Annotated in this window: 13 protein-coding genes; all 13 read left to right on the plus strand. The window is 44.6% G+C overall.

The features are described 5' to 3' along the window. Nucleotides 1–204 precede the first annotated feature (204 nt). The 13 genes from LROSL1_RS03245 (at nucleotide 205) to LROSL1_RS03305 (ending at nucleotide 14,952) form a co-directional block, all read left to right on the plus strand. The gene (locus LROSL1_RS03245) at nucleotides 205–2,331 is read left to right on the plus strand and encodes a hypothetical protein (protein WP_178913741.1); all 2,127 of its coding nucleotides are present in this window, start codon (nucleotides 205–207) and stop codon (nucleotides 2,329–2,331) included. Nucleotides 2,332–2,430: 99 nt separating this feature from the next. Then, nucleotides 2,431–3,171, plus strand: a complete 741-nt coding sequence (locus tag LROSL1_RS03250) for a hypothetical protein (RefSeq protein ID WP_178913742.1) — start codon at nucleotides 2,431–2,433, stop codon at nucleotides 3,169–3,171. A 208-nt stretch (nucleotides 3,172–3,379) separates the two neighbouring features. Further along, nucleotides 3,380–4,546: an LCP family protein gene (locus tag LROSL1_RS03255; RefSeq protein WP_178913743.1), complete on the plus strand. Its 1,167-nt coding sequence runs from the start codon at nucleotides 3,380–3,382 to the stop codon at nucleotides 4,544–4,546. A 163-nt stretch (nucleotides 4,547–4,709) separates the two neighbouring features. Continuing rightward, nucleotides 4,710–5,063 carry a helix-turn-helix domain-containing protein gene (locus LROSL1_RS03260; RefSeq protein WP_178913744.1) on the plus strand — a complete coding sequence of 118 codons (354 nt, stop codon included), beginning with the start codon at nucleotides 4,710–4,712 and terminating at the stop codon, nucleotides 5,061–5,063. 186 nt (nucleotides 5,064–5,249) lie between these two features. Then, on the plus strand, nucleotides 5,250–5,675 hold the full coding sequence (locus LROSL1_RS03265; RefSeq protein WP_178913745.1) for a nucleoside-diphosphate kinase: 426 nt from the start codon (nucleotides 5,250–5,252) through the stop codon (nucleotides 5,673–5,675). A gap of 550 nt (nucleotides 5,676–6,225) precedes the next feature. Continuing rightward, the gene (locus tag LROSL1_RS03270) at nucleotides 6,226–6,870 is read left to right on the plus strand and encodes a helix-turn-helix domain-containing protein (RefSeq protein WP_178913746.1); all 645 of its coding nucleotides are present in this window, start codon (nucleotides 6,226–6,228) and stop codon (nucleotides 6,868–6,870) included. Between the two features lie 151 nt (nucleotides 6,871–7,021). After that, nucleotides 7,022–7,933 carry a metal ABC transporter solute-binding protein gene (locus LROSL1_RS03275; protein WP_178913747.1) on the plus strand — a complete coding sequence of 304 codons (912 nt, stop codon included), beginning with the start codon at nucleotides 7,022–7,024 and terminating at the stop codon, nucleotides 7,931–7,933. 103 nt (nucleotides 7,934–8,036) lie between these two features. Then, nucleotides 8,037–9,650 (plus strand): FAD-dependent oxidoreductase, encoded by a 1,614-nt coding sequence (locus tag LROSL1_RS03280; protein ID WP_178913748.1) that lies wholly within the window; start codon nucleotides 8,037–8,039, stop codon nucleotides 9,648–9,650. A gap of 545 nt (nucleotides 9,651–10,195) precedes the next feature. Further along, entirely contained in the window at nucleotides 10,196–10,762 is a 567-nt protein-coding gene (locus tag LROSL1_RS03285) for an ECF-type riboflavin transporter substrate-binding protein (RefSeq protein ID WP_161002253.1), read from the plus strand. Nucleotides 10,763–10,765: 3 nt separating this feature from the next. Then, nucleotides 10,766–12,478 carry an ABC transporter ATP-binding protein gene (locus LROSL1_RS03290; protein WP_178913749.1) on the plus strand — a complete coding sequence of 571 codons (1,713 nt, stop codon included), beginning with the start codon at nucleotides 10,766–10,768 and terminating at the stop codon, nucleotides 12,476–12,478. Further along, on the plus strand, nucleotides 12,471–13,307 hold the full coding sequence (locus tag LROSL1_RS03295; RefSeq protein WP_178913750.1) for an energy-coupling factor transporter transmembrane component T family protein: 837 nt from the start codon (nucleotides 12,471–12,473) through the stop codon (nucleotides 13,305–13,307). The genes LROSL1_RS03290 and LROSL1_RS03295 overlap by 8 nt, the downstream gene beginning before the upstream one ends. A 334-nt stretch (nucleotides 13,308–13,641) precedes the next feature. Continuing rightward, nucleotides 13,642–14,109: a PTS sugar transporter subunit IIA gene (locus LROSL1_RS03300; protein WP_178913751.1), complete on the plus strand. Its 468-nt coding sequence runs from the start codon at nucleotides 13,642–13,644 to the stop codon at nucleotides 14,107–14,109. 27 nt (nucleotides 14,110–14,136) lie between these two features. Continuing rightward, on the plus strand, nucleotides 14,137–14,952 hold the full coding sequence (locus tag LROSL1_RS03305; protein WP_178913752.1) for a Cof-type HAD-IIB family hydrolase: 816 nt from the start codon (nucleotides 14,137–14,139) through the stop codon (nucleotides 14,950–14,952). The last annotated feature ends 56 nt before the right edge of the window (nucleotides 14,953–15,008 follow it).

Here is a 15,008-nt window from a genome sequence, read left to right on the forward strand (position 1 = left end):
CCCAAACCGGTGTCGAGAAGCTTTTAGTTTGGCTCTTTGGCATCGCGAGTCTTTTGATGTAATGAGTCAACTATTCATTAATGAGCCTCCTGTCATCTTATTAGCAAAAAAGAATAAAGCTGATAAGTGTGCACAAGTATCACGTCTAAAATTTGTTTGTAATTAGCTAATTATCAAAGCTTTGACAAATTATAGAGGTGAACTATGAAAACAATTGCAGATACAAAATTTCGGGGACCTGACAAAAAAAGAGCCCGCCAGTGGTTAGTCAATGGAGTATTGCTGACGATGGCCGGTGCAGGAACAATTGCAGCAACGGTCACAACCGGGCATGCCGATACTAATACTAGTCAGGCAGCCGGCACGGAAATACCAAGTAGTGCAGCTACTTCTGTACCTCAATCCGTAGTGTTGTCGGCGGGCAGTGCGGCATCAAATCAGTCCGCAAGCGCTGCCACCAATTCAAACAGTGAATCAAAAAATAGTGATCAATCGATTCCATCTCAAGCCAAATCGGTGAGTCAAGAAACGCAATCGGGTTCCGCCAATGTTGAGCAGCAATCAACGGATAGTTCAGCGGATGCTCAGAATCAGGCGGGTACGATACAAAAAGTAACAGTTCAGACAGCGGTTGATGTCGATTCCACATCGGCGAGCGCAAACACCCAAGCAACGATGCGTGCGGCACGGGCCGATATTGCTGTCTCGACGGCGGCTTCTGAAGCCGTTCAGGCACCGTCAGAAAACGCTGCTATCTGGATGCCTGATGCAACATTGCGCGCATTTGCAGAATCCCAGGCCAATCACGAGTTTGGTGCCGTGGTTAACGATGATAATCTTTACCAATACATCGGTCGTATTCAAAATCTGACATCTCCAGAAAGTGCTAACAATGGCATTAAGAGCTTGGCAGGCTTGGAGTACGCGCAGACATTGCAGACGCTTCAGCTATATAACAGTGAACTGGGTTCAGACGGTATGGTTGATTTAAGCAATTTAGCTAAACTAAATTTGATTTCAATATTCAATGATCAAACGTTGACGGGAACTGTCGATGATTTTATTAATAAACACCTTGGCGCTGACAACGATCTTTGGACAATCCAACTTGTTAACGACAGTCTGTCAGGTACAATTCCAGACTTGCATAATTTCTTAAAATTACGAACGCTCATTTTAGCAGAGGATAACCTTACCGGTACAATTCCTGATTTGAGTTATTTACCCAATCTTTTGGTTGTCCAATTTTTTAATAATCAATTGACTGGTGGCTTAGATGGATTAATTAATTGCTCGAATGTATTTGATATCAGAGTTCAAAATAACGATCTTTCAGGTGAACTACCCGATTTGAGTGGTCTTGATTTGAGTACTCGTTTTGACTTTCGATATAATCACTTCACAAGCAGCGCGACTGGGTTACAAAAGAATGTTGGTTGGACCTATGGTGTGGGTCAGGGCGTTCAGGCAGGAACTTATCAAATTGGTAAGGGGACAAACGGATTTGATCCAATTACTGGCTATTTGTTTGGTGCGACCGACTATTCAAATGGCGTAACGCCGGTAGCGGATTATCACTATACCGTCCGAAACTGGAAGACGACTGTCGCGGGTACTTATGTTTATCGAGTAGAGAATGGTAAACTTACCGACGTTTCAAGTGCTTTCGATATTGTTGCGGATCCAAATGATCCTAGTGGCTTTAAATTAGTGCCAAACACGGATTTACCGGATGGCAGTTATATGGTTTATGTAACTGGTTCAGATATCGCGCCTGAAGTAACTCCTGCGGCCGGATACTCAGCATTTCTGTACTTTAATTTGGTGAATGTTAAGCCTACTGACCCTGACAATCCCGACCAACCAGATAATCCGGACAATCCCGATAACCCTGATCAGCCGGAAAATCCAAATGAACCGGATCAACCAGAAACACCGCAGATTCCTGATGAACCTGATGTTCCACAAACACCAGAAAATCCTGATACCAACGAAACAACGACACCTGAAAATTCGGCGGCGTCACAACAATCCAATGGGACTTTTGATGTAGTCACGAGTGCTAACAATGAGCAAACTGCTAGTGCTACTAATGATAGTTTGGCGGGCTCAACAGCGGCATCTGTTGTGAAGACCGTAGCAGTCCAAAGTTCAGTTATACCGGCTCATACTGATTCATCTCAGCATTTGGAACAGACAAAAACTGAGCAGCGGTCTGAGTTGCCAGCAACATCGCAGCAGTCGTCTTCCATTTGGGCAGCAATTGGTCTGAGCATTTTATCACTGATGTCGTTTGGTTCACTGACCGGTGGTTACCGTCGCCGCCATTAACCTGATTGATTGCAATTTCGGAAATCAATTTCACTAGACAGACACTGTACCATCCCGTATTCTAAGGTTGTAATGGATACAACTCGGGGAGGGGTTATTATGCAGCGTCAGCAACATCAAAAATCGAATTCAAAATGGTGGCTTATTGCTTTTGTTGTAATTTTGGTTGCGGTTGGTGGCTACTTTGTTGGCAAGGCAATGAATGGTGGTTCAGAGAACGAAAATACTGCTAGTAACGCTTCTTCGTCAACAAGTTCTGCCGAACGTCGTGATTCAGACGATACAACATCTTCTAACTCGACATCTGAGCACCATGCCTCAATGATGTCACGGCATTCGGGGATGATGAGTGATCACTCCAGTATGATGAATAACGATCATTCATCTAGTAAAAATAATGACACCACGACTGCGGTTGGTCCCTACTCTGTTTCAACAGAATCAATGAACGCAGTGAGTTCGTTTCAATATCGTGGGGTGAATGTCCCTGCCTCACTAGATTTGTCGTTTAATAATCAGTCGGGCGCTGGGACCGCGACATTTACGTGGCGTGGTTCAGATGGCAGTCAACCTGCCGTTTACAACGTAATGTATGAAGAAATTCCGACGACGCCAATTCGTGTGTTCGGCGCTAGCAATAATGCCGTTCGGACAGTCAAGGTGAATACCCGTATTCATATCGAAGGATTGAAATCAGGTGACAGTAGCGAGATCGATACGGCTGGTGACCTTTATGCGTTTAAAAATCGCGATGGCGGTATCTCAATCGCCACGCCAAACTATTCTGGCAACGTTGAACCGGATGAATATGATGTCATGCAGGAAATCGTGCACCGTTAATTAAATTTCTAAGTTCGTTTGCGCACCAACTGTTTAATCAGTTGATGCGTTTTTGTTTGATTTTTGGGATTCCCTTAATAAAAAGTTAAGAACTATCACTGAACTTAAAATTAACGCAATAAAAAATTAATCGTCCCTAAACTCTGGAAAAATTTCGTACACTCATACCAGTTTATTAACGGAGCAATTATTCAGGGGGAACCATCTTATGGACAGTGAATCACAAGACAACCGCATGAATCGTCATCAATCGAAGCACCGCACACGAAACATCATTCTGGCAGTCGTTGCAGTGGTTGTGCTCAGTGTTGGCGGCTATAGTTATCACGTATTTAGTAGCGTGGAACGGTCAACTAGTAAAATGTACAGCGCATCGGGGATTAAGAAGAGCCGAAATGTGAGCCAGTTAATCAAGGAACAAAAGCCAATTTCGATCTTGTTATTGGGCACCGATGTTGGCGCTTTAGGACGTGATTCAAAAGTGTGGGCCGGTGGTCGTACAGACTCAATGATGTTGGTGACCATTAATCCCAAGACGCAAACGACGACCATGATGAGCATTCCACGGGATTCTCTAGCTGTGATTAGTGGTCATGAGGACGAATTTCCGACGAAAATCAACGCGGCGTACTATTTTGGTCAAACAAAAAGCACGATTGCGACTGTCCAAAATATGTTTAACGTTCCAGTTGATTACTATGGCCTGTTGAATATGGGTGGCATGGAAAAGTTGGTCAATGAAGTTGGCGGGGTCGACATTGTGCCACCACTGACATTCACCTATGAAAAGCAACATTTCACTAAGGGTAAACAGATTCATGTCAACGGTTCGCAGGCACTGAAGTTCACCCGGATGCGCTATCAAGATCCCGAAAGCGACTATGGTCGGACGTTGCGACAACGGATTGTCATTCAAGCACTGTTGAAAAAGGGGAGTAAGTTAAATAATCTGTTGAATGACCAATTTATTGATTCCTTGGCGAGTCAATCACGGACAGATTTATCGCTGAGTGACTTAATGGAATTAGCCAAATCTTATCGAAGTGCGACCAAACACGTTGTCTCAGATCACGTTCAGGGTGTGAGCGATGACATTGCCGGGCAGAGTTTTGAAATCTTGCCCCAAACGGAAAAGCAGCGGGTCACAAACAAGTTACGTAAGGGACTTGAAATGAGCGCCGCCACAACAGGTCCGCGGTTTGGTGAAGAAGTCCCAGCCGGCATGGAAGCCTACGTTCCTGCCGCTGATTTTGGCGAAACAGCAGACACAAAATCGACCTGGGGTCACGATACGAATACCTCAAGCCAGTATAATAAAGCCTATGACCGTGACAATACCGGTGACTTAAACCCAAATTACGATGCTAATAATTAATTACTAGACACGTTTTATTTATGTTTGGTCTGCGGGCATGAGTCCGCGAAAATGTTGGTATCATGGGGTTGCAACCATCAGTTGCCAGCCATGCTCGGAGGTATATCGTGCATCTTTGGCGTTAACCATTCACAATATAGTTAACGAAAGGGGAGCGATTATTATGATGCTGGGGCAACGAATTAAAGAGGAACGGGAACGGCGTGATTGGACACAAACGCAATTGGCAGATACATTGCATGTTAGTCGTCAGGCCATCTCTAAATGGGAGCTAGGAACTGCGTATCCGGATATCGAACGATTAATTCAAATTAGTGATTTGTTCAGTGTCAGCTTGGATAGCTTAATTAAGGGGGATACAACTTTTCAAGAAAAAATCGTTGTAACGGATCATCATCGTGGGCTGAGCTTTTGGGATTTTGCCGCTCGGTATTGGTGGATGGTCTTTGCAATTGGTGGTTTTCTCTACTGGTTTATTCCAGCTATTATTAGTGGCATTGTCGAGGCGCTACATTAGGATCATACGCAAAACACCCGATACCTTGCTGGCATCGGGTGTTTTTTGGCTTGCTTGTTAAAGTGACTATTGCTATTAAGAAATTGATACAGCACTACAAAATATAATTGTGGATTCTTATTGGGTTTGTTCATGAAGTGAAATATACTGGGTTTGTACATAAAAATGCGAAGGGCGATGAGTGTGATGGCAGAAGAACGAACATTGATCCTAGTTAAACCAGATGGTGTAGCAAACGGACATATCGGGGATGTTATCGACCGATTGGAGCGTAAGCAATATCAGATCAGCGCATTAAAAGTGATCCAGAAGGCGACTGATGCGCAATTACGGGCGCATTATTCAGATAAGGTCGACAAACCTTACTTTTCAGAAATTACGGATTACATGCAGTCTGGTCCGATTGTCGCAATCGTGGCAACTGGCACGCATATTGTTGATGCATTTCATCAAATGGCTGGTAAGACGAATCCTGATGAAGCGGAACTAGGGACCATTCGTGGTGACTATGGCCGTGCTTGGGAAGACGGCGCCATTCGTAATGTCGTTCACAGCTCTGACAGTCCTGCGGCAGCTGAACGGGAAATCAAAATTTGGTTTCCGGAACTGTAGTTGTCGGTGTGCAGAAGTTGTTTAACTTGAATTCTAATCAAAAAAGAGAGACAAATGGTTCAAATGCTTGACGAATCATTTGTCTTTTTTACTGTGAAAAGACTGCTACTTTTTTAATTTATTATATATTCGAATTGGTGCTGGATGCCGCTTGCGGTTGTCAACATTGATACGCTCGCCGTGGGACCGGTTCAAGCTTCCTGAAAACCGGAATCTCTCACCTCGCCGTCAAGCCTCGTGAAGCCCGCGAGTCTAGACGACCGTCCGTAACCTAAATTCGGAAAACCGCCGAATTAACGTTACCTTCACGGCTCGGTATCAATGTTGACGCCCTTCAGCTGACCTGCCAGTAGTTGGCGCAATGCCGTGGCCTGAAATACTAACGATTTAGGTCACAACGAGACCATTAATTTCATCATAAAGCAGATGGTTTATCTGTTATGCACGGTAGCAAGTTTGCATCGTAATCCCTTGTCCCCCAAGATGTCTACGATACTTAGCTTGCTGAAAATCTATATTCGACTGATACTTTGAGCGAGGTGATGAGGGGATGCAAATTGGAATCAAGTTGAAGCAATTGCGACAGCATCAACAGCTGACTCAAGCTGATGTGGCAGATCAATTGAAGTTGTCACGTAAAACCATTTCTAGTTGGGAAAATGATCGAAGTTATCCCGATGTTGCGAGCCTGATGACCTTAAGCAACATTTACCACGTAACGGTAGATGAATTACTCAAGGGAGATCAAAGTATGATAAATCATTTGACGGATATTGATCGCCAGTCAAAGCGGACGAAGAGGGTGCAGGGTTATTACTATTGGTTGAACATACTCTTTTTAATAGCTAACATTCCATCTCTTTTTCTCATAAAATCCTTGCGAATACCAGAAGCGATTGCAGGGATTGTGGCTATAGGTTGGGTTGTCCTAATTATTACAATGCTGGTAAGTTTATTAGGAAATACTGAAAGCATCAAAACAAAAACAGTAATTGATTCTGTTATTATTTTTGTGCTTATGGTGTTTTTTGTGGATCCATTTTTCTTTAAGAGTAGTGTACTGTTGCATACAAGCGATCTTAATAGTGAAGCTTTTCAGCTAGGTAGAATGGCAAGGGCGTTTGTTCCAAATTTAAGTGTCATCCTAGCAATCCTAGCCCGACCGTCATATTTGCGCTTCGGCCGTCACAACTAAATGAATAACACGTTGACCAAACAAACGCGATGACTGATTTTCATGTTCAGTAATCACGTTTTTTATTTTGTTCTTGCGCGATGCGATTAAAGTATGTAAACTCTAAACAGTAATTGTTACTATTTACATATTTTTAGAAAGAGGGATTTCGATGAAGTATTTTCGGCAAGTTTCATTAAGTTTGGTTGCGTTATTGGCAACGGTAGTGACGTGGGCTTGGTTGGCACCACGACAGACGCAGGCCAGCAGTGATGAGAAACCGATTCACGTTGTCGCAAGCGTTGATTTTTACGGGGATGTGGCAAAATCGGTGCTGGGCAATCATGGCACGGTGACCTCGATTATCAATAGTCCCAGCGTTGATCCGCATGATTTTGAACCAACGACTAAGGATGGGATTACAGTTTCCAAGGCCAATTTTGTTTTGTACAACGGTATCGGCTACGACACTTGGATGCACAAACTGAATAAGAGTAGTGGCGCTCACAAACAGGCTGTGGTCCGTGTTGGTGAAGACGTGCTTCAGAAGAAGACTGGCGACAACGAGCACGTTTGGTACCAGCCGGAGACGATGCCGAAATTAGCGAATTACTTGGCCCAGAAATTCAGTAAGCAGGCGCCGCAATACAAGCATCAGTACGAAGCAAATGCAAAACGGTACATTGCTAGCCTAAAATCCTTACAGCATCAAGTGACTAAATTGAAAGCTAATAGCAAGGGGCAACACGTGGATGTGAGTGAGCCAGTATTCGATTACACGTTAGACGCTTTGGGGTATAAACGAAACAACTCTAAGTTTGAATTGGCGGTTGAAAATGGCACGGACCCATCACCGAAATCGATTAAGCAGATGCAGACGGATATTACGCATCATCGCATTGCGTTCTTCGTTAACAACAGTCAGGCCAGCGACAAAACGGTTAGTGCAATGGTTAGCCTGGCCAAAAAGCATCACGTACCAGTTTTGAATGTCACTGAGACGTTGCCGAAGGGACAAACGTATCAGAGCTGGATGATGAAACAGTATCAGGCACTTGCTAAGATTCAGAATCAAGAAAAGTAATGTTTGAGGAGGATTTTTTGAAAGTGTGCTTAGGTTCCAGTAAGCTTAATTTGATAAGTTTGACGCTTAGCAGGTGACTTAAGCTGATTGGAGGCAACACAGAATGAAAGTTGTTGTGATTGGTGCAGTGGCGGGTGGCCCTTCGTTTGCGACGCGGTTGCGCCGAATCAATGAACAAGCCGAAATCGTCATGTTCGAACGTGGTCCGGAAATTTCGTACGCTGGTTGTGCCTTACCATATTATTTGGGAGGCGTGGTCAAGGATCGTGACGCGCTGATTGAACGGACACCAGAAGCTTTGAAGGCCAAGAATAATATTGACGTTCGTGTGCAAAGTGACGTTACCGGGATTGATCCGGATGCTCAGTTGGTCACGGTGCAAACAGCGACAGAAACGTATCAAGAAAGTTATGATGAACTGGTCATTGCCACCGGCGCCCGGCCAACGCTACCCGCCATTCCCGGATTGGCAGATACTGACGATTGTTTTACACTACGAGCCGTAACTGATGCGGATAAAATCAAGGCGTATATGGATCAAAAACATCCCCAACACGTGGCTATTATTGGTGCAGGTGTAGCTGGACTAGAGCTTGCTGACAACCTTACGTTTCGTGGCTTGAAAGTGACGCTGATTGAACAATCCGCTCACGTGGCGTTTCCGTATGACCCGGAAATCGCGACGGTGATTGAGAAAGAATTGACTGATCATCACGTTGCGTTGCGTTTGAACAAAACCGTGGCGGCCGTCCGCAACCATGGCCATCAGCTGATTATGAGTGATGGCACACAATTAACAACGGACATGCTACTGGTGACGACCGGAGTGACACCAAATAATGAAGTGGCCGCTGCCGCTGGAGTCAAACTTGCAACGGATGGCCACATTATCGTGAATAATCGCTTGGCGACTAACCTGCCACATGTTTATGCGATTGGAGATGTCATTGAAACAACTAGCTTAATTACAGGTTTGCCAACGCCAAGTATGTTGTCGACGGCGGCTAATCGACAAGGTCATCTTTTAGCGGACATTATCAATGGTGAGCCGCTCACCTACGCGGGTTTTGTTGGCACGAGTGTGGCTAAAGTATTTGATTTAACCGTTAGTTCTGTCGGCTTTACGGCCAATACACTCAATCATTTGGGGATTGACAGTTACGACAGCGCTTTTATCACACCGTATGATATTGCCTACTTTTTCCCGAACGCTTCACGGATTAACTTCAAGTTAATTTATGCGCCCAACACAGGCCGCATTCTTGGTGGCCAAGCAGTTGGTCAACACGGTGTGGACAAACGGATCGGTCAATTATCTGCGGCAATAACGGGTGGCTTAACGGTTGCCGACCTGCCAGACATTGAGGTGCCGTATTCGCCGCCGTTTTCTTCAACACGCGATGTCATTAACATTGCTGGCTATGTTGCTTTGAACCAGATGCAACAGGTTGGTCAAACAATCAAACTGGATCAACTGACGGATGAGATGAAAGAAAAGGGCGTTTTTCTAGATGTTCGTGAACCAGGTCGTTCGGCAACTGGGTCGGTTTCTGCAACATTGACCATCCCACTTAGTCAGCTTCGGGATCGCATTGGTGAAATACCAGCTGGCCAACCAGTTTTTCTCACATATCGTCCGGGCCTGAGCAACTATACTGCCGCCAGAATTTTAGCTGGCAATGACATCGAAGCCAAGGTAATTGAAGAAATTGATTAGACTTGAGGCCAGTTGACTATCCGCTTTGTGACCCAAAAATAACGTGTTTTAAAGATCGATAGGTCACGTTTCAGCGGCCATTTTGCCAAATTAAATAGCCGAGACCACCCCGTTAACCGTTATCGTAGTTGCACGTCATTTGCAAAGTGCGCTATACTTTGGAAAGTTAAATATTGATGAGTAGACTGTGACGAGATGAGTAACTTTGAATTAATGCTAAGAGAGTCGTGTTTGGTGTAAACGATGATTGTTCAAAGCAAAGATGGTCTTGAAGAAGTCAAACTGGTGACATTTGAAGCCGGTTTCGGTGCACACCGTTAACGTGATGAAGAAGTTTGGTTAACCATTTGTTGGTGAGCCGGCTTAAAGTTGGGTGGCACCACGCGACAGCGTCCTTACATTGATATGTAGGAACGCTGTTTTTTTCATAACTATTTTCATTCATTGTTATTTATTTTTAAACTGACAATCATTAATTTTGCAATTATTGCTGCGCACACTGGTGATTACGTATGGCATACGTAAAAGGGAAAGGGAGTTGTTTTATGAACAATAAGAATCAGTCGTCAAATTCAATTCGAACTGTTGTCGCTACTGGGATTGGTGCAGCGGTCATATTTGTGTTAATGAAGTTTGTTGCCATCCCAACGGGAATTCCTAACACTCAGTTTAATGTTGCTGAAGGCTTTTTGGCTCTGCTGGCTGCCTTATACGGACCGGTTGCTGGTGGCCTTGCCGTATTTATTGGTCACAGTTTAAACGATTTTGTTACCTATGGGTCACCTTGGTGGACCTGGGTAATTACGGATGGTTTAGTTGGCGTTGCCCTTGGCCTGATCAAAAACCGATTAAATGTAACTGGTGGGGCAGTTAAAACGATGAAACTAGTTTGGTTTAACCTTTACCAGATTGTGGTTAACTTTGTTGCCTGGGTCCTGATTGCGCCAACTGGCGACGTATTGGTATATCATGAACCAGCGGCAAAAGTATATCTTCAAGGGGTTACTTCATGGATTGTTAACAGTGTGTCTGTTGCCATCATCGGAACCATCTTGATTGTGTTGTACTCACGGACTCGTGCCCAGCATGGCAGTTTGAAAAAGGAAAAGTAATTCATGGTTGAACCAATCATTTCGTTTAAAGATTTTGGCTTTCAGTACGACAGTCAATCAGAACCAACATTGAAGCATATTAATTTAGACATTTTTCCGGGTGAGAAGGTGTTACTAGCTGGTCCATCCGGATCAGGAAAGTCGACGTTAGGTCGTTGCATTAACGGCTTGATTCCGCAATCATATCCTGGTGAAATAACCGGTTCGGCTACAGTGGCCGGTCACGACATTAAGGACAGCTCAATTTTTGAACTGTCCTTTAGTGTGGGCACGGTGCTACAGGACCCGGACAGTCAGTTTGTCGGTTTGTCGGTGAAGGAGGATATCGCTTTTTCCCTCGAGAATGATGAACGGAGTCAAACGGAAATGAGGGCCGCCACGAAGAAATGGGCCGAGCGACTGGATCTTAAACCACTATTAGATCATTCTCCGCAAGGGATTTCTGGCGGTCAAAAACAGCGGGTGGCGATGGCTGGCGTGTTGATTGATGAAAGCAACATTCTGTTGTTTGATGAACCACTGGCCAGTCTGGATCCTGCGTCTGGAAAGGCTTCGATTGAGCTCATTGATCATTTGGCACGACAACAGAATTTGACTATTGTTATTATTGAGCACCGTCTGGAAGATGTGCTTCAACGGCCAATTGACCGGCTAGTTGTCCTTAAAGATGGCGAAATTGTCGGAAATGACAAACCATCTGCCATCCTAAAAGATTCGTTGATGCAACAGCTAGGTTTGCGTGAACCGCTTTATTTGAGCGCACTACAACTTGCAGGCGTTAAACTAGCCGACTGTGAAAACATTGATTCTGTCGAAACCGTTGCCGGGGACAATATCGGATCAGCTCTTCAGAGATGGACCGCTGGCGTTACGCTGCAAGAACCCGCTTTGCCTACAGACCCCTTACTAACATTGAAGAATTTGAATTTTAGTTACAATCGCAATCAACCAGTTATCGATGGTCTGAATTTAACCATTAATCGTGGGGATATGTTGAGTTTAGTCGGCCGTAACGGTACAGGTAAATCGACGTTGAGCAACCTCATTACTGGTTTTCTTAAGTTAGATGGTGGTGCGATGAAACTTGACGGTCAGGATTTAACGCAATTGTCTGTCAAGGAACGCGCGGATCATATTGGCTATATTTTGCAAGATCCCAACCAAATGATTTCCAAAGCGATGATTTTTGATGAAGTTGCTGCGGGCTTGCGTTTGCGCGGATTGACTGACGAAGAGGTTGAGCATCAGGTCAACGACACACTTAAGGTTTGTGGCTTGTACGAATTCCGTCACTGGCCGATATCAGCGCTCAGTTTTGGTCAGAAGAAGCGGGTGACCATTGCCGCTATTTTGGTGTTGAACCCGGAAATGATTATTCTTGATGAACCAACGGCTGGCCAGGATTTGCGGCATTATACAGAAATGATGAATTTCCTCGAGAAACTGAACCGTGAGCAGCGGGTGACAATTATGTTAATCACCCATGATATGCACCTGATGCTGGAGTATACGCAACGCGCAGTTGTGTTAGCTGACGGCGGTGTGTTGATGGATGCACGACCAGCCGATGTGTTGACAAATGAGGCAGTGATTGAAAAAGCCGCGTTAGCTAAAACAAGCTTGTTCACGTTGGCTGAACGATACCACTTACCATCGGCATTAGATTTTGTCGCTAAGTTTGTTCAAACGGAACGGGAGGTGCGCAGCCATGAATAGCCAGCTGTTAATTGGTTACACGGCCCGTGATACGTTTCTGAACCGGTTGAGTGGCAGTACAAAATTGATTGGTTTTGTTGCCTTGTCAATTATCGGCATGGTGACGTACGATACGCGGTTTCTACTTGGCGTTTTGTTAATATCATTAATACTGTTTCATTTTTCTAAGATTAAGTACCATGAAGTCGCCTTTGTTTTGCAGGTGATCGTTGCGTTTGCCATTTTGAACTTGGTTATGGTCTATGTTTTCGCGCCAAGTTATGGAATCACCATTTATGGTACGCATCACATGATATTAGGTAGCCCAGATCATTACTTCAACTTATCTTGGGAACAACTTTTTTATGAATTTAATTTGTTATTGAAGTACATCTTTGCTGTGCCACTGGCGTTGATTTTTCTGATGACGACTAATCCGAGTGAATTTGCGGCCAGTTTGAACAAAATTGGTGTTTCATACCGGATCAGTTATTCAGTAGCAATTGCGCTGCGATACATTCCGGACGTTCAAAATGATTACCGAACCATCAGCTTGGCTCAACAGGCTCGTGGTTATGAAATTTCACGAAAGGCCAAGCTCATGACACGGGCAAGGGGCGCGGTACAGATTATTATGCCGTTGATTCTTTCCAGCTTGGACCGGATTGAAATTATCAGTCAGGCGATGGAACTGCGTCGGTTTGGGCATAATAAAAAACGAACGTGGTACATGGCACAACCTTTCAAACGAAACGACTACTTGGCTTTGATTATAATTGTGTTGATTGTGCTCGTTGGTATTGCACTATTTAAAGTCAATGGCGGCCGATTCTGGAATCCATTTAAATAGTTTATTGGAGAATACGAGAGCGGGACATAACACGTTTTGGCTTTCTCAGGTAACGCGAATAAGGCGTTCATGGGTGCATTTTCCCATGAATGCCTTATTCGTGTTAGATGAGCAAAAGTCAGTGTTATGTCCCGCGTTTGCGGCAATTTTTCATCCGCATGACCCTTTGCGGTTGAAGAAAAATTGCCTGTTGACGTTTCATTAGAAATTGAGTTGAGGCGTTATGTCCCAGTTGCGTATTTTTTTGCATTTTCTGCTTGACCTAAAACCCGTTTCAGAGAATACACTGCGTTTGTAAATGAAATCTAACCAATAAACGTAGTGGAGGGCGACAATGATGAAATTATTTCGGGAAAATGTTTATACTGACGTTGAATTAGCAGATAACAATGAAATTGCAGCGTTGAAGCTGATCGCACACACAGCCGCAGACAAATTAGGGGTAGACGAACAGGAGCTGAAGAGCGGTTTAATCGTTCGCGAGGCCATGTCTACCAGTGCCATGGGAGATATCGCAGTGCCGCATGCGAATGCTTCGGATATTGCGAACCCCACGGTGCTCGCGTTTACGTTTGCAGAACCCATCATTTGGGGGGAAGCGCCGACCCATTCAGTTGATACAGTGATTGCCCTGATTATGCCGCGCAATGAACATCAAGAAGATTACAACGATGTGCTGGATAGCTTCGCCAAACATATGACGCAGTCCGCTGATGTTGCGGCAATGGCGGCAAGCAAACAGGATGAGAATGGGCTTGTAAACATTATCAACAATTGGTTGCCAGTGACGGTTTTGGCTTAATCGTCAATGATAAAGGAGTGGGCATGAATGGGACACATTAAACACATTTTTTCCGATATGGATGGTACGTTGTTGGATCGTGATGGCAATATGAGTCCGGCTAATAAGATGGCTATCGAACATAGTCATATTCCGTTTACGTTAGTCTCTGCGCGAGCACCGATGGAAATGATGACGTTCATCAACGCATTGAAATTGACGGCACCACAAATTGCGTTCAACGGTGGCCTGATTTTCAAAATGCAGGGGCATCGTTTGATCCCGATTCAGGCCAGTAGCATTCTCGCAATGGATGCCCAACAGATTTTGCACCAAGTCACGCGACGATTTCCAAACGTCAGTGTAAGCTGCTATAGTATGAACGCTTGGTATGCAGAACGAATTGACGCTGGCATTGAATTGGAACGCCACATTACGCACCAAACGCCAACGCTGGTGCCGTTTGGCAAACTGATTGAACAACGTGATCTTCGTTTGTTCAAGATTATGATGATTACCCGTAATCCTGACGAATTGACCCATTTACAGGCTTATCTGCGTGCTATGCAATTGCCGACCGTAGCGATTCAGCAATCCGGTCGAACGTTTGTCGAAGTGACGAGCAAACGGGCGCGTAAATCGACAGGAATTGCTTTTATTCGTCAACAGGAACGTTTGCAGGCCAATGAACTGGTTGCTTTCGGAGACGGTCATAATGATCTACCCATGTTTGAAAGTGTCGGTCATGCAATCGTGATGGGCAATGCGTTACCGGAAATCAAAGCTGTGGGTGAGCGGGTGACGTTAAGCAATAATGAAAATGGCGTCGCGTACGGCATTCGTCAACTGTTGGTTGAATCGTAATCTAATTGCCGCTAACATGCAGGTCGAAAGTTTGCTATGCTAAAGCCAACGATAAA

This window comes from Furfurilactobacillus rossiae (assembly GCF_013394005.1).
Lineage (GTDB): Bacteria > Bacillota > Bacilli > Lactobacillales > Lactobacillaceae > Furfurilactobacillus > Furfurilactobacillus rossiae.